Raw genomic sequence first — 21,243 nt, 5'->3', positions numbered from 1 at the left:
ATAAAGAATATAATAGCTGCAATATTTCTTTTGGGAATTATGCAGTCTTGCAATAATAATGAATTGTTTTCCGAGAAAGCAAACAATGGAGTGGTATCCGGTCAACTGTTGGAAAGCAGAACTTCTGAAGAAGGAGGTGAAACTTCTTATTTTGCAGGAAAAGTGACTGCGGTAGCATTTGATGCTGATGGAGTAATTGTAATGGTTCGTGAGAACATTCAGGTAGACCAGAATGGTAAGTTTAGTGTAGTAATCGGAACAAAGGCTAAGAAATGTTATTTTATAGCCAATGCTCCCAAAGAAGTGATTCCTAATTTGGGAGTAACTGAAACAGAGTTCAAAAATATGGTGATGACTGGTCAGTTGGATAGTACTTTAGATCCGGTTATGTTGGGAGGTATTGATATGGACTCGTATCATTGGGAGCCGATTGTAATGCAACGCTGTGTAGCCCGGTTGGATCTGAAGATGCAGGTTTCCGGAGTTTCGGTAAAACGTATTACTGTAAAAGGTGCTGCTGACAGAAGTTTTCTCTTCCCTCATGAAACTGAAACTCCGGAAGACCTGCAATTGACAGATTTTGTGATGGATTTTACTGATGCCGCTCTGACTGATAGTAAGAACCGGTTAATGTATCTGCATGAACAGCAGACTGGAACTCCGGAAGTGGTGATGGAAGTGACAGTAGATGGCCGTATGATGGAACTGAAAGAAAAGTTGCCTGAAAAGATAAAAAGAAACAGCTTGTATACACTGAAAGTGTATGGAAGTGGGGCAAAACTGAACATACAGGTTGCAGAAAATGACTGGGAGAGCGGTCAGAATAATGAATCGTCTGTGATTACATTGGCAAAAGTAAATGTGGAAAGTTCACATTTGGATGGTGCAAGAGTAAATGAAAAAGGCGATACTGTATTCATTCCATATAGCGATAAGACTCTTTCTTTGGCAATAAATACAGAAGAAGGAATGACTGTAAGAGCAGAGGGAAGTCTTGATTTGGTTGAAGTGTCTGTGGCACAGAATGCAACGCGCGGTAATGTGGCGTTAGATAAGTTGACTATGGTGAATGTCACAAGCAGACTGAAAAGAATCGGAATGCCTTTGCAATATTCTTACTTGGAATCATTGGATAGTAACGGAGTGATGAAGGGACGTATTGTATTGGTTTTCGAACCCAATCCTGTGCAGATGACTGGTGCTCTTTCATTTTTGGAGGATACATCTCATGATTTTGACCGCTATATTGATGGTGAGTATGCACGTCTTATCTTGCCGAAAGGTATGAAAGCGGAACTGGAGTTTGGAGCAGGTGAAGACCAGTGGGCCATATTAAAAGAAACGGAAACAGGAAGTGATACTTTGAGACTGTTGGGAGGATGGAAACCCAACGATCCAAAAGCGGACGGAAGAAAGCAGGTAGTCACACTGAAACTTAGCAAAGAGGATGGCTCTGATATGGAAACTTATACGATAAGTCGTTTAAATTATGGACTTCCAGTAGTGGAAGTTGCAGGAAACTGGTGGTGTAAGTATAACCTTAAAGGTACTGCTAACGACTTTAATGACCAGATATTGGCTAGTGCAGATCCGGTAAAGGAGGGCAGCCTGCTGGATTATCTGAAAGATTGCTCATTGGAAGATCTTAAAGCTGTGATGGGTGACCAGTATCAGGGAGGAAACTTGGAAGGATTGCCTCTTACATTGTCTGACGGAAAATTTGAATATTCAGGATTCAAGTCGAGTGTATCGGTAAATATCAATGCACAGGGTAAGCAAATGGTTCCTTCAGGATATGAAATGCCCTCCCAAAATGATTTTAGAAGACTGGTTAATTCGACTGATGCTAAGCTTGGATACGAACCAGCTGTTTATAATAATAATTTGAGTGGTGTTGACAGTCTCAGACTGAATTATAACCACGGTAACCGTTCTGTCAGCATTGATAACGTAGTATACGGAAAAGTGGGTTTTTATGATTTCTGTGAGGTGGCCTCTGCAAGCGATAACAGCAAGCATGTCGTTCTTTTCGGTTGGGGACACCAATGGGAGGCTGGTACTGGAAAAATCAGTACGGATGATTTCATTTTTGCAGTTAATAATGGAACTTCAACAGTATGGATGATGGAAGGCTGGTTTGAGGATATGAGAGGTAACTGGTTTAAAACTTCGACCCAGAACAATGTGAAGACCAGAACTATCAGATGTAAGAAGTCACCTGTAGAATATATTTATAAATGAATTGACGAATGATGAGATATAAATTGTGGTATGTCGTTTCGACATTGTTGTTGGTGTTGGCTGCATGCAGCAATGAAGATACAGTAATAACTAAATCCGGAGGTAAGCTGTCGAGAGTTTCCATGGATTTTCCGGCATCTTACAATGTAGATAATATAAAGTACTTTTATTTTGAGAATGGAAAATTGGGTTCTTCAGGTTCAGTACAGCCGACAGGAACAGACCTGAAACTCCCTTTGGAAGGAACCGGTACTCTTTATGTGATAGCGAATGAGGGGAATAAAACCTCCTCATTCGTGGGTAGCGGAATGACAGAGGAAGCTTGGCAGGATGCTACTATTGATTTGGATGAATCGCAAAAGCCCTTGAACTTTATAATTGGAAAGGTTGCAGTCGAAGATAATGTCGCAGAGTATTCTGCTGTAATGAAGCGGGGGGTGGCCCGTTTCGATGTGACTTATGCTTTTCCTGGTACTAAGGTCAGAAGTCTTACTCTGAAAGGGATGGCAGGAAAATCGTATCTGATAGAAAAAGTTCCTTTTTCGGTACCATCAGATGTTGAAAATGTCGACCTGAAAGTGGAAGGTGAGGCTATAACCGGAGAAGATCAGACAGGAGTAATATATGCTTATGAGCAGATAAACCCTGAAGCAACAGTTGAAATTGAGATGGCCGACGGTAAGGTGCATTCAGCAAAACTTCCGGAACAGATTCTGCGTAATAAGGTTTATACGTTACAGATCGGTCGTGATGGTAGTCTGCACAGTATAACTGTAGATGAATGGACGAAGGAAGAGGATGAAATTCTTGCTCCGGATCGGGAAAGCTTTATTACGGTAAACGAGAAGCTGAGTGTGTTGAACGACAGAGCTACCATTTTGCCGGATGCGCGAGGAGTCTCTGTAAGTTACTTGTCTGGAACATTTGACCTTGCGCTGAATTGTGGTGAGGAACTGGAATATGTGGACGGTGGAAACGGAGTGATAGAAGTCACTCCTGTCAATCCGGAAGCTTCCAGTTTGGCAGAAAGAAATGTCTTCAGAATTGCAAAAAAGTTGTTGGCTCCTAATGCTCCTCAGCAAGAAGCAAAACTTCAGTTCAGACGCAAAGGATTTTCGGAGGTATACGATGAAGACTGTCTGACTGTGGTTTTGGAGAAAAATGATGATACTTTAGAGGGTATGCTGGACTTCAATAACGAGACTTACGGATATGATTTCGGTCGTTATATTGACGGAACTTTAGGTACGTATACTGTTGGTGAAGGCAAGACTTTATCTGTAGATGTTCCTCAGTCGAATCCTTGGCTTAGAGTTGTGCGGTCTGAAGAAAACAGAAACCAATATGAAATACAGGCCGGTTGGAAGCCTAACGATCCGGAAGCTGACGGAAGAGAACAGTCTGCAAAGTTGATTATAACTGACCGTAACGGAAACAAACAGGAATATACCATAAAGAGAAGAAATTTTGGGCTTCCTGTAGTGTATGTAGCAGGAAACTGGTGGTGTAAGTATAACCTTAAAGGTACTGCTAACGACTTTAATGACCAGATATTGGCTAGTGCAGATCCGGTAAAGGAAGGCAGCCTGCTTGATTATCTGAAAGATTGCTCATTGGAAGAACTTAAAGCTGTAATGGGTGATCAGTATCAGGGAGGAAACTTGGAAGGATTGCCTTTGACACTGTCAGGTGGTAAATTTGAGTATTCAGGATTCAAATCGAGTGTATCGGTAAATATCAATACGCAGGGTAAGGAAATGGCTCCTCCGGGATATGAGATACCTTCCCAAAATGATTTTAGAAGACTGGTTAATTCGAATGACGCTAAGCTTGGATACGATCCGGCTGTTTATAATAATAATTTGAACGGTGATGACAGCTTCAGACTGAATTATAACCACGGTAACCGTTCTGTCAGCATTGATGACGTAGCATACGGAAAAGTGGGATTTTATGATTTCTGTGAGGTGGCCTCTGCAAGCGATAACAGCAAGCATGTGGTGCTTTTCGGTTGGGGACACCAATGGGAGGCTGGTACCGGAAAAATCAGTTCGGATGATTTCATTTTTGCAGTTAATAATGGAACTTCAACAGTATGGATGATGGAAGGCTGGTTTGTAGACATGAGAGGTAACTGGTTTAAAACTCTTGTACAGAACAATGTGAAGACCAGAACTGTCAGATGTAAGAAGTCACCTGTAGAATATATTTATCAATAGAGTTTAAACGAATGAGATATAAATTGTTATATGCTGTGTTTTCATTGCTGCTTGTATTAGTTGCTTGCAGCAGTGAGGATGCGGTAGTAAATAAAGAAAACGGTAAGATGTCGAGAGTGCTTTTGAATATTCCGACATCGGAACGGTTGGAAAGTGTTAAGTATTTATTTTTTAAGGATGGTAAACTGAATAATACAGCTTCTGTATCACCGACAGGGGGAGAGTTGAAATTGCCGCTGGAAGGAGCCGGTAATCTTTATCTTGTTGTGAATGAAGGTGGCAAACTGTCTTTTTCTGCAGGTAGCGGAATGACGGAGGAAGCTTGGCAGGATGCTACTATTGATTTGGATGAATCGCAAAAGCCTTTGAACTTCATAATTGGAAAGGTTGCAGTCAAAGATGATGTCGCAGAGTATTCTGCAGTAATGAAGCGGGGAGTGGCCCGTTTCGATGTGACTTATGCTTTTCCTGGTACTAAGGTCATAAGTCTTACTCTGAAAGGGATGGCAGGAAAATCGTATCTGATAGAAAAAGTTCCTTTTTCGGTACCATCGGATGTTGAAAATATTGACCTGAAAGTGGAAGGTGAGGCTATAACCGGAGAAGATCAGACAGGAGTAATATATGCTTATGAGCAGATAAACCCTGAAGCAACAGTTGAAATTGAGATGTCCGACGGTAAGGTACATTCAGCAAAACTTCCGGAACAGATTCTGCGTAATAAGGTTTATACGTTACAGATCGGTCGTGATGGTAGTCTGCATAGTATAACTGTAGATGAATGGACGAAGGAAGAGGATGAAATTCTTGCTCCGGATCGGGAAAGCTTTATTACGGTAAACGAGAAGTTGAGTGTGTTGAACGACAGAGCTACCATTTTGCCGGATGCGAGAGGGGTTTCTGTCAGTTACTTGTCTGGAACATTTGACCTTGCGCTGAACTGTGGTGAGGAACTGGAATATGTGAATGGAGGAAATAACTGGGTGAAAATAACTCCTGTCAATCCGGAAGCTTCCAGTTTGGCAGAAAGAAATGTCTTTAGAATTACCAAGAAGCTTGTAGCTCCTAATTGTCCTTTGGAAGATATGAAACTTCAGTTCAGACGCAAAGGATTGTCGGAAGTATACGATGAAGACTGTCTGACTGTGGTTTTGGAGCAGAATGATGATACCTTAGAGGGTATGCTGGACTTCAATAACGAAAATTACGAATGTGATTTCGGTCGTTATATTGACGGAACTTTAGGTACTTATACAGTAGGCGAGGGTAAGACTATGGCTTTGGAAGTATCAGAATCAAATCCTTGGATAAGATTGGTACGTTCTGAGGAAAATAGAAATTCTTATATTATACAGGCCGGTTGGAAGCCTAACGATCCGGAAGCTGACGGAAGAGAACAGTCTGCAAAGCTGATTATAACTGACCGTAACGGAAACAAACAGGAATATACCATAAAGAGAAGAAACTTTGGATTGCCGGTAATTCTTTTGAATGATATATGGTGGTGTAAATTTAATGCGATTGGAAATTCCAGAGACTTCAATGATCAGATATTGTGTGCGGAGGATCCTACAAGAGCTTCAGGACAGACTGTATTGGAGTATTTGAAATCTTGCAGTAATGAGGAGTTCTTGAAAGTTTGGAACTCTGCTTATGGAGGAACTTCCGGACAGGCTATGACCGCAGTATACAGTAACGGGAAGTTTACTTTGGATGGTTATAATTCGGATGAATCGCAGCATATTAACCATCAGGATCCTAAATCATTGTCTCCGGAAGGATATGAAATACCGACTTTTGATGATTATAAAAGGATTTTAGGAACTTTTGCGGTTCCAACAAGTCCGGCTCCTTTTAATCCTAGTAATGGTGGTGCAGACTATCGAAGTGAAATCTTTATGGATAAAAGAAATGAAGTACTCATCGGAGAACAAGCGATGTCGGATATTAGATTTATTACCATCAGCAGCCTGAAAGGAAAAGGAACTGAACCTCTTACTTTATATGGAGTAGGATGTCAGTGGAGTGGAAGTGGTATTAATCATAACTGGCTGTTGTTTGCCAATTATAATCCTTCTACTACCGGTTGGTTGTTTAAGCCTACTAATGCTAATTTGGAGCATAATGGGGCAGCTGCTAATAATACCCGTATCGTGAGATTTAAGAAATCGGCGGTTGAATATATTTATGGCGTGGAGTAATACATTCAAAATACTTAATGAATGATAAAAAACAAATAGCCTGAGAACAAAACTTGTCGGCTGATTGTCTAAGAGAGTGAAATCACGACAAGTTTTGTATTTTCAAATAAGGTATTATTTTTTTGTATTAGAATTGTATTTTTATTAAACAGATTAGAATGTCAATTATGAAAGAGATGTATGTAAAACCAGAAATTCAGATAATGGAAATTGAAGCTGAAGGTGTGTTGTGCAGTAGTTATAGTGATGGTGATCCCGGGGCGACTGCTCCTGATCTTGATTGGGATGATTCATGGCCTTCAAGTAGCATCTGGTAAATAGTGTACAAAACTTACTGATTTAGAATGTTGATTTATGGATAAAAAGATATTTTGGGGTATTGGAATTTTGTCTTTGACTGTAGCATTGGGGGCTTGTTCCGATAATTACGTAGATTTGGGGAATGGAGAAGAGGAGATTCCGGGAATTGAGCCACGTGAAGTGGTTTTCTCGGTGAAAAATTTTGAGCCGGACGATCGTTCAAGAACAAATTTGGAAGTAAACGAAAGTGGAGTGACTTTTACATGGGCTAAGGATGATATGCTCGGTATTTTCCCGTCACAGGGCGACCAGGTTTCATTTGCAATGGAAGCAGGAGCAGGTACGGCAAATGCAGTATTCTCTGGCGGAAGCTGGGAATTAAAAAAGAGTTCTACTTATTATGCGTATTATCCTTTCAGCAGAAAATATTTTGATGGACAGAGTTCAAAGAATGAAATATGGGTGAACTATAAAGGCCAGTCGCAGGATGGAAATAATAGTACGGCTACTGTAGGAAATTATGATTTCATGAATGCGGCCAGTACTTCTCCTGAAGAGGGACGCCTTGTGTTTGAATTCTCTCATTTGGGAGCTTTGGTTCAGCTGACGGCGCTTGTTCCTGAAAGAATGGTTGTAAAAAAGATGTCTCTTGCAACAGAGAATGAGGAATTTCTGATAGAAGGACATTATAATCTGGAAGATGAGAGTCCTGTTTATGTGGCGGAAAAGAAAGGCAAGGTACTTAGCTTAGCCATGAAAAATGTAGAGTGTGAAGCGAATACCTCTGTTATTGGATATCTGATGGTGCCTCCTACAGATTTGACAGGAAAATCTCTTACTGTCAGAGTATACGATGACCGGAACAAATTGTATTCTTATACATATCCGGCAGCAGGTGCTTTCAGAGCTGGAAAGTCTTACAGATTAAATGTAAGAGTTACAGAAAGCACAGAAAACCCGGATGATCTATACGATAAGATGGAGTTGAGCTGCAATATGGATGCATACCTGAAAGAGAATGCTAATTTAGGAGAAAATCTGAATGTATCTGTCTTTGCAGACTGGTATAATGAGGGAGAACTTCTGATGAAGCCTTTCGTAGCCGATAAAAACGGAAATCTGTCGTATACAGGTGGCACTATGTATTTTCCTGAAGACCATGATGTCACTTTATATGCTGTATATGGAAAGCTGACAAACTGGACGGAAAATCAAGATATGCCTGCAGTCTATAAGCATACAGTAAATGCGGAACAAACTGAAGCCAACTATATGGATAATGATCTTCTGTATGCAGCAAAGAAAGTCACATCGGATGGTAAAAATTCAGAAATCCTGTTTTCTCACGTATGTTCTGGTGTAAGAATCGGAGTAAAGGCTGCTGCTGGAACCAATGTAGCACCGGAAAAACAAGTCACTGTGACTTTGAATAATTTGTGGATGGCGGGTAATCTGAATATGAAGACTGGTGAGATGACACCGGATTCAGGTTCGCAGAAAGGTGCTGTAAGTTTGGGTAAAATAAATATGCTGGATAGCTTCGGAGATAATGAAACATATGCCAAGGCTACTGTAATACCTCAGAAACTGGAACGTGGTACAGAACTGTTTACCGTGAAAAATGGTAATAAGGTGTTCAAATACACAATTGAGAAGTTGAACGGATTGTCATTGGAACCAGGTAAGATTCATACGTTTGAAATCGAAATAGATGGTGATAGTGATATCTCAGTTTCAACATCGGTACAAGACTGGGAAGTTGGTGAGACAATTATTATTGATACCGATAAATAAGAAATACTTTAAAACGGTAAAAGGATATATCTTTTTAATCTGTACTCCATGTACGGAGATAAACTTGGAGAATGTGGGAATAAGTTTTTTATTCCCACATTTTTTATTTTTTGTATGAGATTTTATTTTTTCAGGATAATGATGGTTACTGCTGTAATAATAAGGGCAATACCGGCTGCAATAGTCAGTGAAAAAGATTCTCCGAATACAGCGATGCCTACGATAACGGCAGTTACCGGCTCCATTGCACCTAATACAGATGTCTGAGTTGCCCCAATGTGCTTGATAGCCTCTACTAAAGTCAGATTGGATACTACGGTCGGAATAATGGCCAGCATCAGCAGATTGGTCAAGGTGGAAAGGTCTGGAACTGACTGGATGTTTCCGGAGATACCCATACCTGACCAAAGTACAATTGTTCCGACTAAAAACACATAAAAAGTCAGCTTTAGTCCCTGAAGATTTTTATTTTTCCGCTGGCCTACGGCTACCAGATAAAGAGCATATCCTACAGCAGAAAGTAATACGATGATCACTCCTGCCAAACTGGCTTTACCTCCTGGCTCGGTATGCGAGAGTGCGTATACTCCTGCTATAGCCAGAAGAATAGCCGATATTCTCCATTTGGAACTTTTCTCACGGAAAAATACCATCATTACCAGAGTAGTGATGATAGGATACATAAAATGAAGGGTAGTAGCTATACCCGACGGCATGAACTTATATCCCCAAAGTAGAAAGACGGATGATATAAGGTAGAATATTGCCAGAAGTAATAATGGAGCCAAGTCTGTTTTTTCTATGTGGAACGTACTTTTTCTGGCTTTGAGCAGAATGGCCAGAGAAAGGGTTGCAAAAAGAAATCTGTACGACAGTACGTTCATAAAATCCATACCGTGTTGCATTGCAGGAATGGCGAACAGCGGGATAAGTCCGAAAGAAGCGGACGATAAAATTCCGTAAATAAATCCGTTAAGTTTGTTCATTGTATAAAATTATATAAAAAACGGTTGCAAAGGTACTTAAAAAAATGCAATGTTGCGATGTCCGGCAAAGGCTGGATTTTGGGGATAGTTGGTGAAATCTTGACCGATATGCAATGTAGCAGGAATAAAGAAGTGATGGTGGGTATCGGATTCTTTAATCGGCGTCGTTGATTGTAAAGACGACGTCGTTGGCTGTACAATTAGCGACGGCAGTTGTACAGCCAACGACGGCAGATTGAATCTGTAAATAGATTCGTGTTATAAAATGGCATTAAACAGATAGCCGGACAAGATGATGAAAAAAGCTACTGTACCGAAAAATATACCTATCAGTTTCCATGTCATTACTTTTTTTAGTAAAGTTGCTTCCGGCAGCGACAGGCCTACTACTGCCATCATGAATGCAATGGCCGTACCGATAGGAATGCCTTTGGCTACAAAAACTTCGACTACAGGTACGATACTGGCTGCATTGGCATACATCGGGACAGCCAGAATCACAGAAAGAGGTACGGCATACCAATTGTCTTTCGACATGTATTGTTCGAAAAATCCTTCCGGTACAAAGCCGTGCATGAAAGCACCGATACCAATACCTATCAGGATGTAGACAAGTACTCCGCTTACTATTTTCCATGCATCACGGATGATGGTGGGGAGTCGTTTTATAAAAGTAGTATGGTCTTTTTCCCATTCTCCGGTCTGAGCGGATGAGTTGGCCTGGATTTGTTTCACCCATTCGGTAAGGTAGGGAGTAAGTTGCATACGCCCAAGTACAAAGCCTCCTATCACACCCAGCAGAATACCGCTGATGACATAAATAAGCGTTACCTTTAGTCCGAAAGAGCCAAGAAACATGGCTACTGCAACCTCATTTACCAGTGGTGAAGTAATGAGAAAGGCGAAGGTAACTCCTAATGGGATACCGCCTTTGACAAACCCGATGAACAGCGGGATGGAAGAGCAGGAACAAAACGGTGTGATGGCTCCGAATAGTGAAGCCAACAGGTATTGCAATCCATACATCTTGTGGGTAATCAGGTAGTTTCTTAAGCGCTCTATCGGAAAATAGGCGTTGATGATTCCCATCAGAATGCTGATGAAAAACAGCAGAATAAGAATTTTGATGGTATCGTAAAAGAAAAAGTTTACGGCCGCTCCGACAGAGGTATTGGCATTCAGACCGAATATTCCGTAAACAAGCCAGTCTGCAAAATCTTGTATCATGTTTGTTATAATTTAATTCGTTGATATACGAACAATAATCCGACAATAAAAGCGGCAGACTCACAATGATGTGCTTGTTACTGCCGCCTGTAGTTAAACAATTCAGCTTATCAGAGACCCAAGAGTTTCTTTACATCGCTTTCTGTAGGAACTTGTCCTTTTATCTTTACCATTTCGTCGACAACTACGGCAGGAGTTGTCATGATGTTGTAGTTCATTATCTCCATGATGTCGTCTACCTTGGTCAGTTTCACATCCAGATTGTTTTCTTTGATTACCTTTTCAATCACGTTGTAGGTCGACTTGCATTTTGCACAGCCTGGTCCCAATACTTTTATTTCCATATTTGTAAAATTTATATTAGTTATTCATTCTGTTTATAGATACATCATCCAGCAATAGTATATGCCTACGAGGAGGAATAGGATACCGACAATGTGTTTCATCCACTTCTGTATTTTTTGCATCTTTCCGTAAAAGTTGCCCATTTTTTGCACACTGAATGCCAGTATCCATGCAACGGCAAGCACCGGTATGGAAGTAGCAATAGCAAAGATGACAGGCAGCAGATAGCCGGCTGTAGCTGTGGCAGACATGGGTATCAGCATGCCGAAATAAAATACACCGCTTGTAGGGCAGAAAGCCATGGCAAAGAGTATACCTATCAGCAGGGCACCCCATCCGCCTTTTTTAGCAAGTCCTTCTGCATTCCCTTTAAATCCGAACTGAGGAAGATTTATTCTGTCGCCCAGGAGCATAAATAAGCCTATGACAAGTAACAGCGGACCGAGGAGGAGTTCTCCCCATGTACCGATGGTCTTTTGGATACCAAACATGCTTGCTCCCTCTTTCAGAACCAGTATCAGTATCACTCCCAGCAGGGTGTACGAAAGGATTCGTCCTAAGGTATAAAGCAGTCCGTTGCGGAAGATGCGTTTTCTGTCTTCGATGTCTTTGCCGATGAATCCGATTGCAGCAATGTTGGTTGCCAGCGGACATGGAGAAAGGGCAGTGAGCAATCCAAGCAGAAATGCAGTCAGGGCAGGAGTGGAACTATTGTCCAGTAGTGTCTGTAACCAATCCATACACGTCTTTTATTTTAGCATATTTTGGACTGTTTTTACTATTTCGCTTTTGAATGTATCCGGCGATTTACGGGCATTTCCAAAAGCGAATTTGGTCATGTTTTCATCACTCTCCTGTCCGTCTTTATATTTTACGATGAACAATGACGACCAGGTGACTTGGTATTTTTCCGCTATCTTCTCATTTTCCTTTTTGCTGATATCGATACTTTTGAATATTACATTTCCTTTTTTCATCTGTTCGGAGAAATTGGCCTCCATCGCTTCTCGAGTATTGCTTTCGATAGCCATACAGGTAGCGCAGCGCTGTTTGCCGTGAAAATACAATACTTCTACACGGTCTTGAGTAGTTGCATGCTGGTTGCCGGAGGAAGCTTCTTGTTGGCTTTGAATTCCAGTTTCATTCTTTGAATTAGAATTCAGGCTGCATGATGCTGCCATCAGACATACAGACATAAGAAATAAAATCCTTTTCATAGTTCTTCAATATTTTATTATTAGTAATTCGCAAAACAACGAACAATGTGGGTAAAAAAAGAGTTTGCTTATTTACAGCAACTCTCTTTTTTGCATATTGGTTGTCCAAAGAAACCTGCAAACATCTTTTGGGCGGTTTCCCAGTTTTCCTTGTTGATACAATATCTTACTTTGGGGGCTTCAATCTCTCCTTGAATAAGTCCTGCATCCTTCAACTCTTTCAAATGCTGTGATACGGTAGCTTTGGCAATAGGCAGTTCTTCATGGATATCTCCAAAAAAACAACATTCCTGCTCTGCCAGAAACTGAAGTATGGCTATGCGTGCAGGATGCCCCATCGCTTTGGCAAAACGGGCTATCTTTTCCTGCTCATCCGAATAGTTCTTTTTACTCATATCAATGTTTTGTTTGTTGTTCGCAAAATTACGAATATGTTTGATTTGTGCAAAATAAATTGTAGTTTTTCTGTTTTCTGGTGCAAGGATAAAGAATGCTTTTTCTTGAGTATTTGATGAATAACAGTTTCTCGGTCTTTCTATTTATCACTTTTATCGTTATCTTTGTATATATAATTATTGTTTAAAAGGAAATGTTATGACACTAATAGATGGAAAAGCTGTTTCTGAACAAGTGAAACAAGAAATTGCAGCAGAAGTCGCTGCTATGGTTGAGGCAGGACAGAAACGTCCTCATCTGGCAGCCATTTTGGTTGGTCATGATGGTGGAAGCGAAACATATGTTGCTGCCAAGGTAAAAGCCTGTGAGGTATGTGGCTTTAAATCGACTCTGATTCGTTATGAAGAAGATGTTACAGAAGAAGAGTTATTGGCTAAAGTACGGGAACTGAATGCCGATGCCGATGTCGATGGGTTTATTGTACAGCTTCCTCTTCCCAAACATATATCTGAGCAAAAAGTGATTGAAACCATTGATTATCGCAAAGACGTAGACGGTTTCCATCCGATAAATGTAGGCCGTATGTCTATCGGCCTTCCTTGCTATGTATCGGCTACACCGAATGGAATCTTGGAGTTGCTTCGCCGTTATCAGATTGAAACGCAAGGTAAGAAATGTGTAGTGCTGGGACGAAGTAATATTGTAGGAAAACCGATGGCTGCACTCATGATGCAGAAAAGTTATCCGGGAGATGCTACGGTAACGGTTTGCCATAGCCGCAGTAAGGATCTGGTAAAAGAATGCCGTGAGGCGGATATTATTATAGCTGCACTGGGACAACCTAATTTTGTCAAGGCTGATATGGTGAAAGAAGGTGCGGTAGTGATTGACGTGGGTACAACACGTGTTCCGGATGCTTCTAAAAAGTCGGGATTCAAGCTTACGGGAGATGTGAAGTTTGATGAAGTGGCTCCGAAGTGTTCTTTCATCACTCCTGTTCCGGGAGGAGTAGGACCAATGACAATTGTTTCATTGATGAAGAATACCTTACTTGCAGGAAAGAAGGCTATTTACGGATAACCTTTGGCAAATGAAAAATTGGATAAATAAAATAAGTAAACGGCTGTTGTGGGTGGCTTGGCTTCTACCTGCAACAGCCGTTTCTGCGCAGACAGACAGCCTTTCGCTTTTGTTTGTAGGCGATTTGATGCAGCATAAAAGACAGATTGAAGTCGCCTCCCGCCCGGATGGGAGTTTCGATTACAGCACTTGTTTCCGTGATGTGTCTTCTGAAATCAGAAAGGCCGATTTGGCTATAGCCAACTGGGAGGTTACATTGGGAGGAAAGCCTTATACAGGTTATCCTGCTTTTAGTGCACCGGATGAATTTTTGCTTGCAGCCCGTAAGGCTGGCTTTGATGTTTTTCTGACAGCGAATAACCATTGTTTGGACAGAAGGGGTAAAGGTTTGGTGCGTACACTCGACAAGATGGATTCTCTGCGGGTATTTCATACCGGCACCTTTCGCAATCAGGCTGAACGGGAGAGGGAATATCCCTTGCTGGTAGAACGGAAAGGATTCCGGATTGTTTTTCTGAACTATACTTATGGAACCAATGGCATACCGATGAGCAGTCCGAATGTAGTGAATTATATTAACCGTTCTCAGATACGGAATGATGTTTTAAGAGCACGTCTGATGAAACCCGATGCGATTATAGCTTGTATGCACTGGGGAATAGAATATCGTTTGCTTCCGGAACAGTCGGAACGGGAGTTGGCGGAATATCTGCTCAGTTTAGGGGTAGATCATGTCATAGGCTCTCATCCTCATGTGCTGCAGCCTATTGAGGTAATAGATAACGCGAAGACACCGGAAAGACATGTGGTAGCCTATTCATTAGGGAATTTTATATCGAATATGAGTCAGCGCTATACTGATGGTGGGGCGATGCTGAAATTGGTATTGAAAAAAGTGAATGGAAAAACGCGTCTTGCAGATTGCGGATATACTTTTGTGTGGACTTCAAGACCGAATTTGAATGGTAAGAATCAGTTTTTACTGTACCCTTCGAATAGGAAAGAGCTGAATGGCTTGGAAAAAAATAAAATGTTTCTTTTCCTGCAAGATGCTCGTAATCTGTATGATAAGCATAATAAAGGAATAAAAGAATATTTTATTGAATAAAAAAAGAAGGCAAAATGTTTGCAGAATAAAAAAAAACATATACCTTTGCAATCGCTTTTCGGAAGATAGTCAACATGGTGACTATAGTTCAGTCGGTTAGAGCGTCAGATTGTGGTTCTGAATGTCGTGGGTTCGAGTCCCACTAGTCACCCTCTCTCTTCCGTAAGCCAAGTTATCAAATATGGTGACTATAGTTCAGTCGGTTAGAGCGTCAGATTGTGGTTCTGAATGTCGTGGGTTCGAGTCCCACTAGTCACCCGGCTTAATGAAAGGTTCTCTGAAATACAGAGGACCTTTTTTATTTTTATATTTGCCGCTTCGGTTTTTCTTCATATCTTGGTGCCGGTTATAAAATCTATTTACTATGGGTTTGTTTAAGCAGAAAGTTTTATGTTTTATCTTTTTTATTGTGGAAGTGTGTGGTGGATACGGACAAAATGCTCAATTTGTAAATCCATTTATTGGAACGGGTAAGTGTAACGTATCTACTTTGTGGGGGAATTATGGAGGTACTTATCCGGGAGCTGCGGCGCCGTGGGGAATGGTTCAGTTGACTCCTGAAACCAGCATTCGTCCTTCGGAATCCGGTTATTATTATGAAGACAGTTCAATACGTTCATTTTCTTGTCTGCATCACTTGAGTGGTTTTCCTAATGGCTCTTCCGGATATTTGCATTTGGCCTTTTTGAAAGGCAGGGTGAATAAACTCGCTTCGGATTTTTCAGGACGTGCTTTTTCTCATACCAAAGAGCAGGCAATTCCCGGTTATTACGGTGTTTCTTTCACAGATGGTGACCGGGTAGAAATGACGGCATCTGTACATTCAGGTCTGTTTCGCTATAGTTCTTCTTCGGATACAACAACAGTCGTAATCTGGGGAGCCGGAAATTTAAATATTCGGGATTCTCAGACAGTAATGGGAAGCTTTATGCATTCACTGGTTCATTTTCAGACTCCTTTTTATGCTTATGAAATAAAGAACGATACGGCTTATCTCCATTTTGCGGGAAAGCATGCAGAGAGGCAACTGATGGCTGCAGTATCGGCATCTGCGTCAGGAGTGGAAAAGAGTGAAATGAATCGCGTGGTAGAGATTCCGGGATGGAGTTTTGAGCAACTCAAAGCACAGACTTATGATGCATGGAACCGGGAGTTGTCGTGTGTAGAAGTACAGTCTGATGATGTTGACGCTATTTGTCAATTTTATACAGCTTTATATCATTCTTTTCTCTATCCTAATATCGTATCCGATGCAGATGGAACTTATAAGGGCAGGCAGGTTGCTTGGGGGCGTATGTATGGTAATTTTTCTCCGTGGGATACTTTCCGCACCTTGCATCCATTGCTTTCTCTTTTGAAACCGGACAGACAAAAGGAAATGATTTGTTCGTTGATGGAAGAATATGAGAGCAACGGAATGTTTCCTCGCGCTCCTATGACAGGATTGCACTATGCCCCTCTGTTGGTAGATGCTTGTTTTAAAGATGCAGCTGATGTAGATGAACGGAAGTTGTGGGATGCTTTGATGGCGTATCAGCAAGCGGAGTTTGCCGGAGTCTTCGGAAAAGAGTATAATCAGCGTGGTTTTATAGATGCATCGTTGGAAAAAGCAGTCAGTGTAACTACCGAGTATGCTTACGATGATTGGGTATTGGGACGATTGGCAGAAAAGGTAGGAGAAGATGCAACTTCTTATTGGAAGCGTGCACGAAATTATCAAAATCTGTTTGATGTAGAAACCTGTTTCTTGTTGCCAAGGGAAAAAGATGGCTTCTTACGGAAAAGTGGTGAATTGGGCTTTCAGGAAAGCACCAAATGGACAGCCTCCTGTTTTGCTCCTCATGACGTAGCAGGACTTATTCATCTTTGGGGAGGTGATTCTTGTTTTGTGGCTTGGTTGGAACAAGCGTTTGACAAAGGTCGTATTGTTTTTGATAACGAACCGGTGTTTCATTATCCTTATCTGTTTACATGGGCTGGTCGTCCGGATCTTACCCGTCGTTATGTACATCAGATATTAAGAGAGAGTTATAGCAATACCCCCGGTGGATTGCCGGGTAATGACGATTTGGGTTCGATGTCCAGTTGGTTTGCATTTAGTGCAATGGGTATTTTTCCTGCTTGTCCAGTCTCGGATGAATATTTGCTGACTGAACCCTTGTTTGATAAGGTGCGGATTTTTCGTTCTGGAAATATAGAATTGGAGATTAAGAAAAATGATACAGCCTTTTCTTCAGACCGGTTACCATTTGTTTGCCTGGGTGGAAAACGCATATCAAGGTGGTTTGTGTCGCATCATGAATGGATGAGGGAAAAGGTGATATCTTTTGAAGAATCAGATTCTTCGGGAAAGAAGAGTGTTCAGAAACGACCGTATTCTCTTACACAAGATACTCCGGAGTTTGAAGTTTCTTCTGTACGACTGGCAGATTCCGTGATGTGTTCAGGCGGTCTTAATGCGTTTCTGTTTACGGTGAAGAATAAGGGGAGTATTGGTTCGTATTTGGCACAAACAGCTCTTGAAAATCGCTATAATGCGTCAAAGAGGATTTTATTGGAAGCAAATCAGGAGAAAACAGATACATTGACTTTTTCATTGTATAGAGAAGGCATTCATACACTTTCTTTTGCGGGTAGAGAGTATACGGTGCAGGTTTTGGATTCTGTCCGAAGAACCTCTCCTTTGCTTTGTACTTCCGTTTCCCTGCCTTCTTTGTGGAAGTCCGGTGAGCAGGTAGAAGGCCTGTTTGTTTGTAAAAATGTGTCCGGAAAGCGCGGAACATATTCAGTACCTTTGTATTTAGGTAATACGCTGGTTGAAACTAAATCTCTGATCTTGGAGCCGGGAGAAGAGCAAACGCTCTGTTTTTCTTTGTGTGTAAATAGAACCGGTATGTACAAGGTGCGGTTGTTGGATAAAGAAAAGAGGGTGAAAGTCTATTCAATGGCGCAGGAAGCATGTGTATTGGATTTGGACTATGGTAGAAGAAAAGGGCAATGTATACCCGATAATTCTGGGTTTGAAAATAACGGAACGGCTTGTGGTGATTTGCAATGGGGGACAAATTATGTACAGACAGGGGAAGGCTCTTACATTACTTTACCTGCTACGGAGAGTCTGATGGAAACAAGGGGAGGATTGACGCTGCTGACTTGGATTGCCCCTCAGGCGCCTGTTAAGCCACATACTTATGCTGATTTCTTCACGAAAGGGGATTATACGTTAATGAAAATGGAGGGGCCTCAGTCTTTGGTCTTTTTTGCCGGAGGATGGGGAAGAGGTATGTGTGAAGTTCGTGTTCCTTCCGATTGGTATACAGCCTGGCATCAAATTGCTGGTGTATGTACGGGAGATAGTTTGAAGCTTTATATTGACGGTCGTTGTGTACAGGAAATCGCCGTGTCGGGTAGATTGGAAGAAACTGAAGTTTCTTGGAATATCGGCCGGAATGCCGAGATGCCATTCAGTCGATTTTCGGATATGAAGTTTGGTAGAACACGTATTTACGGAGCGGCTTTATCTGATGATGATATTGAAGCTTTATATCATGCTGAAAAGGATTGTTTCCGGTAAAACATCTCTATGGATAAAATGTAGAAAGAGCTGATTATTATTTGAATATCCGTGAATCAGTTTTTTGCATATTCTAAATATTTTATTATATTTGCAAAAAAATATAAATAACGGTATATGAAATTACGGACAGTTGGCAGATTAGGGGTTATCCTTTCCATTATCTTATTCTGTATAGGAATAGGAGTGTATAGCTTTACCCAGTTAAGCTTGGTCGACAAGGGGAAAGATATACACCTTGCTGCTTTTGTTCCTCGTAATTGCATGGGGGTGCTGGAAACCGATAATTTCGATTATTTCATGAATGAGTTTCCACAGACGGCCTATGCCGGTCAACTGGATACTCTGCAAAGAGCGGGGCTGTTAAAATCTGTATTAGGAGGTCTTTCCCGCTATACAGACAGTCCGGCACACGACTGGTCCAATCAGGTAAACCGAATGATGATTAGTTTTCACGAGCCTGGTTCTTCACGTAATCTGGTTATCTATTTCCAAATGAACAATTCTCAGGAGGCATTTGTGAAGTCAGTTCTGCAACGGACAGGACATCCGTTTGAGGCCAGAAAGGAGAAATATCGGGGAGAAGACATCTGGGTATATCCGGTAGACAATGGAGATTTTGTTTCCGCATATATGGAAGATGGGTTATTGGCACTCAGTTATCAGAAACGATTGATAGAACAGGTGATTGACGCTTCCAAAGATCAGACTTCTTTAGATACAGATGAGTCTTTTAAAGCTATTTACAGTCCTAAATCGTCTAATTTTATGACGCTGTATACTCATTCTGCCTCTGTTCCTTTGCTGGATAAACCGGAGTCAACCCAAGTCTGGAGTGAATTTGATATCCACTTGAATAGTGAAGTGTTATATCTGAGTGGCTTTATGTATGAGCCTGATTCTTGTTTTCAGTCTTCTTTACTTCGTCTGGAACAGGTGAAGCCTTCTTATGAATCGGAAAGCATGCTCATTGTGTCCGGTCAGAGCCGGATTGATTCTTGTGTCAGTCAGATCGCTTCTATTTCCTATCATTCTCTGTTTGATGAATGTATCTCCAATCTTTCTCGCGATGCCTCTTATATGATGGTAGCCGATATGGATAAGGTAGCCGGTCAGATAGATAAGTATGCCCCTTATTTACCTTTGTTTATTAAAGATCATATTTATCTGTTCCGCTCTTTTATTCTTTCTGTACAAATCACAAAAGTGGGTAATAAGCTGTCTCACATCTTTGTCTTTACTTACAAAGAATAAAGTTACCGGAGTCTGTTTTTGTGGAAATGTGGGGCGGCCTTGAACTGGAAGTAGAAAAGAGACACCACAGTCAGCATAGCTCCAAATAAATAAGCCATCCGGAAACTGGCTATTTCGGCAATATATCCTCCAGTCAACATTCCGATTCCAAGTCCTACGTCCCATGAAGTAAGATATGTACTGGTTGCAGTTCCCCGCTGATTATTGGGAGCCAGATTGACAAATACGGTATTGTATGCCGGAAACATAACTCCAAAGCCGATACCCAATAGCAGGGAAATGAGAAAGAAGAGAATGGTGACAAACGTCTTGTTCCATTCTATCAGCCATCCGCAAGCTGTCAGACTGAAATAACACAGGCAGACTAAATATAAGCCGGCATGAATCACTTGGGTGATTTTCCCTTTGTCGACCAGGCGGCCGCTGAACAGTCGGCTGACAGCCATTCCAATAGCCATTAAAGTGAAGAAAAATCCGGTTTCGGCTGTAATCCCGATTTGCTGGGCATACATGGCTACATAGTTGGTCGTCATTCCGTAAGGAATAGAAAGCAACAGAAGACTGAGGCTGGCAGGCAGTCCTTTGATAAGTATAAACCGGTCGAGTGAAATAGGCTCTCTTTTCACCGGTGGCTTATATGGTGTCTTTACTAAACTTGCACATAGAAACCCCAATATGCATGCGCCCAGCGAATAAGAAAAGATAGTGATATAAGATACTCCTGCATTATGTAGAAACAATCCGATCATAGGACCTATAGACATTGCCAGATTGTTGGCCAGTCCGTAATACCCCAAACCTTCCCCTCTGCGTGAAGAAGGCATAATGTCGATTACTATTGTGTTGCCCCCAACAGTAACCATTCCGAAAGAAACTCCATGTACAATGCGGAAAATGATAAACAGGGTAAGTAATCCTGCTATCATGTATCCGCCAAATATCATCATAAAAATGAAGTAGGCGAACAAATACAGAGGTTTTCTGGCAAAGGTATCCAGCAGATAGCCGGAAAATGGCCGGATGCATAAGGAGGAAATGGTGTAGCAGGACAATACAAATCCAATAGCTGTATTTGAAGCTTGAAATACCTCCGACAAGTAGAAAGGAAGAATCGGTGTAAGTAGCCAGAATCCGAAGTAAAGAAGAAAGTTGGCCGCTAAAATAAAGCAGTAGCTAGGGGTAACCAAACGTTCTTTAGGCATAGCACATGCATTGAAAGTGAATAAGAAAAAGGTAAGAGTATGTCAGAAAAAGGAAACATACTCTTACCTTTGGAGTAAAATAAATATTGTGAAATAGGC

General features: G+C 41.4%; 16 protein-coding genes and 2 tRNA genes. 11 read left to right on the top strand and 7 right to left on the bottom strand.

What is annotated here, in order from left to right:
• Positions 1 to 39 precede the first annotated feature (39 nt).
• From WKU26_RS05630 to WKU26_RS05610, 5 genes are all read left to right on the top strand, one after another.
• Positions 40 to 2,241 (top strand): hypothetical protein, encoded by a 2,202-nt coding sequence (locus WKU26_RS05630; RefSeq protein ID WP_340321214.1) that lies wholly within the window; start codon positions 40 to 42, stop codon positions 2,239 to 2,241.
• Positions 2,242 to 2,249: 8 nt separating this feature from the next.
• Positions 2,250 to 4,460: a hypothetical protein gene (locus WKU26_RS05625; protein ID WP_340321213.1), complete on the top strand. Its 2,211-nt coding sequence runs from the start codon at positions 2,250 to 2,252 to the stop codon at positions 4,458 to 4,460.
• 11 nt (positions 4,461 to 4,471) lie between these two features.
• Positions 4,472 to 6,661: a hypothetical protein gene (locus WKU26_RS05620; protein ID WP_340321212.1), complete on the top strand. Its 2,190-nt coding sequence runs from the start codon at positions 4,472 to 4,474 to the stop codon at positions 6,659 to 6,661.
• 167 nt (positions 6,662 to 6,828) lie between these two features.
• On the top strand, positions 6,829 to 6,978 hold the full coding sequence (locus WKU26_RS05615; protein WP_340321211.1) for a hypothetical protein: 150 nt from the start codon (positions 6,829 to 6,831) through the stop codon (positions 6,976 to 6,978).
• Positions 6,979 to 7,015: 37 nt separating this feature from the next.
• On the top strand, positions 7,016 to 8,755 hold the full coding sequence (locus tag WKU26_RS05610) for a fimbrillin family protein (protein ID WP_340321210.1): 1,740 nt from the start codon (positions 7,016 to 7,018) through the stop codon (positions 8,753 to 8,755).
• Positions 8,756 to 8,877: 122 nt separating this feature from the next.
• On the opposite strand, the gene WKU26_RS05605 is transcribed toward WKU26_RS05610, so the two are convergent.
• The 6 genes from WKU26_RS05605 to WKU26_RS05580 form a co-directional block, all read right to left on the bottom strand.
• Entirely contained in the window at positions 8,878 to 9,741 is an 864-nt protein-coding gene (locus WKU26_RS05605; RefSeq protein WP_340321209.1) for a DMT family transporter, read from the bottom strand.
• 258 nt (positions 9,742 to 9,999) lie between these two features.
• The gene (locus WKU26_RS05600) at positions 10,000 to 10,968 is read right to left on the bottom strand and encodes a permease (RefSeq protein WP_340321208.1); all 969 of its coding nucleotides are present in this window, start codon (positions 10,966 to 10,968) and stop codon (positions 10,000 to 10,002) included.
• Positions 10,969 to 11,078: 110 nt separating this feature from the next.
• Positions 11,079 to 11,312: a thioredoxin family protein gene (locus WKU26_RS05595; protein WP_340321207.1), complete on the bottom strand. Its 234-nt coding sequence runs from the start codon at positions 11,310 to 11,312 to the stop codon at positions 11,079 to 11,081.
• A 33-nt stretch (positions 11,313 to 11,345) separates the two neighbouring features.
• Positions 11,346 to 12,053, bottom strand: coding sequence for an aromatic aminobenezylarsenical efflux permease ArsG family transporter (locus tag WKU26_RS05590; protein ID WP_178266794.1), 708 nt, complete (start codon positions 12,051 to 12,053; stop codon positions 11,346 to 11,348).
• Positions 12,054 to 12,062: 9 nt separating this feature from the next.
• Positions 12,063 to 12,530, bottom strand: a complete 468-nt coding sequence (locus WKU26_RS05585) for a nitrophenyl compound nitroreductase subunit ArsF family protein (protein WP_340321206.1) — start codon at positions 12,528 to 12,530, stop codon at positions 12,063 to 12,065.
• Positions 12,531 to 12,598: 68 nt separating this feature from the next.
• The gene (locus tag WKU26_RS05580) at positions 12,599 to 12,925 is read right to left on the bottom strand and encodes an ArsR/SmtB family transcription factor (protein ID WP_338158953.1); all 327 of its coding nucleotides are present in this window, start codon (positions 12,923 to 12,925) and stop codon (positions 12,599 to 12,601) included.
• A gap of 199 nt (positions 12,926 to 13,124) precedes the next feature.
• Between WKU26_RS05580 and folD the strand changes: the two genes are divergently transcribed.
• The 6 genes from folD to WKU26_RS05550 all read left to right on the top strand — a co-directional run bounded on the left by folD (position 13,125) and on the right by WKU26_RS05550 (position 19,942).
• Positions 13,125 to 14,006, top strand: a complete 882-nt coding sequence (gene folD, locus WKU26_RS05575; protein ID WP_178266797.1) for a bifunctional methylenetetrahydrofolate dehydrogenase/methenyltetrahydrofolate cyclohydrolase FolD — start codon at positions 13,125 to 13,127, stop codon at positions 14,004 to 14,006.
• A 10-nt stretch (positions 14,007 to 14,016) separates the two neighbouring features.
• Entirely contained in the window at positions 14,017 to 15,114 is a 1,098-nt protein-coding gene (locus WKU26_RS05570; protein WP_269878869.1) for a CapA family protein, read from the top strand.
• Between the two features lie 77 nt (positions 15,115 to 15,191).
• A tRNA-His gene (locus tag WKU26_RS05565) sits at positions 15,192 to 15,265 on the top strand.
• 33 nt (positions 15,266 to 15,298) lie between these two features.
• Positions 15,299 to 15,372 (top strand) — tRNA-His (locus tag WKU26_RS05560).
• 106 nt (positions 15,373 to 15,478) lie between these two features.
• Positions 15,479 to 18,688: a GH92 family glycosyl hydrolase gene (locus WKU26_RS05555; protein ID WP_340321205.1), complete on the top strand. Its 3,210-nt coding sequence runs from the start codon at positions 15,479 to 15,481 to the stop codon at positions 18,686 to 18,688.
• 117 nt (positions 18,689 to 18,805) lie between these two features.
• The gene (locus WKU26_RS05550; RefSeq protein WP_340321204.1) at positions 18,806 to 19,942 is read left to right on the top strand and encodes a hypothetical protein; all 1,137 of its coding nucleotides are present in this window, start codon (positions 18,806 to 18,808) and stop codon (positions 19,940 to 19,942) included.
• A 2-nt stretch (positions 19,943 to 19,944) separates the two neighbouring features.
• On the opposite strand, the gene WKU26_RS05545 is transcribed toward WKU26_RS05550, so the two are convergent.
• The gene (locus WKU26_RS05545) at positions 19,945 to 21,144 is read right to left on the bottom strand and encodes an MFS transporter (RefSeq protein WP_340321203.1); all 1,200 of its coding nucleotides are present in this window, start codon (positions 21,142 to 21,144) and stop codon (positions 19,945 to 19,947) included.
• Between the last annotated feature and the right edge of the window lie 99 nt (positions 21,145 to 21,243).

The organism is Phocaeicola sp. HCN-40430, from assembly GCF_037890285.1.
In the GTDB taxonomy this organism is placed as follows: Bacteria; Bacteroidota; Bacteroidia; order Bacteroidales; family Bacteroidaceae; genus Phocaeicola; species Phocaeicola acetigenes.
The sequence above is the reverse complement of the archived record's forward strand: the minus strand, read 5'-3'. Positions and strand labels throughout refer to the sequence as shown.

Coding starts and splice junctions, on each gene's coding strand:
- WKU26_RS05600 (WP_340321208.1), bottom strand. CDS start 10,968: ATGATACAAGATTTTGCAGACTGGCTTGTTTACGGAATATTCGGTCTG.
- WKU26_RS05625 (WP_340321213.1), top strand. CDS start 2,250: ATGATGAGATATAAATTGTGGTATGTCGTTTCGACATTGTTGTTGGTG.
- WKU26_RS05580 (WP_338158953.1), bottom strand. CDS start 12,925: ATGAGTAAAAAGAACTATTCGGATGAGCAGGAAAAGATAGCCCGTTTT.
- WKU26_RS05585 (WP_340321206.1), bottom strand. CDS start 12,530: ATGAAAAGGATTTTATTTCTTATGTCTGTATGTCTGATGGCAGCATCA.
- WKU26_RS05620 (WP_340321212.1), top strand. CDS start 4,472: ATGAGATATAAATTGTTATATGCTGTGTTTTCATTGCTGCTTGTATTA.
- folD (WP_178266797.1), top strand. CDS start 13,125: ATGACACTAATAGATGGAAAAGCTGTTTCTGAACAAGTGAAACAAGAA.
- WKU26_RS05595 (WP_340321207.1), bottom strand. CDS start 11,312: ATGGAAATAAAAGTATTGGGACCAGGCTGTGCAAAATGCAAGTCGACC.
- WKU26_RS05615 (WP_340321211.1), top strand. CDS start 6,829: ATGAAAGAGATGTATGTAAAACCAGAAATTCAGATAATGGAAATTGAA.
- WKU26_RS05550 (WP_340321204.1), top strand. CDS start 18,806: ATGAAATTACGGACAGTTGGCAGATTAGGGGTTATCCTTTCCATTATC.
- WKU26_RS05590 (WP_178266794.1), bottom strand. CDS start 12,053: ATGGATTGGTTACAGACACTACTGGACAATAGTTCCACTCCTGCCCTG.
- WKU26_RS05570 (WP_269878869.1), top strand. CDS start 14,017: ATGAAAAATTGGATAAATAAAATAAGTAAACGGCTGTTGTGGGTGGCT.
- WKU26_RS05605 (WP_340321209.1), bottom strand. CDS start 9,741: ATGAACAAACTTAACGGATTTATTTACGGAATTTTATCGTCCGCTTCT.
- WKU26_RS05555 (WP_340321205.1), top strand. CDS start 15,479: ATGGGTTTGTTTAAGCAGAAAGTTTTATGTTTTATCTTTTTTATTGTG.
- WKU26_RS05610 (WP_340321210.1), top strand. CDS start 7,016: ATGGATAAAAAGATATTTTGGGGTATTGGAATTTTGTCTTTGACTGTA.
- WKU26_RS05545 (WP_340321203.1), bottom strand. CDS start 21,144: ATGCCTAAAGAACGTTTGGTTACCCCTAGCTACTGCTTTATTTTAGCG.
- WKU26_RS05630 (WP_340321214.1), top strand. CDS start 40: ATGCAGTCTTGCAATAATAATGAATTGTTTTCCGAGAAAGCAAACAAT.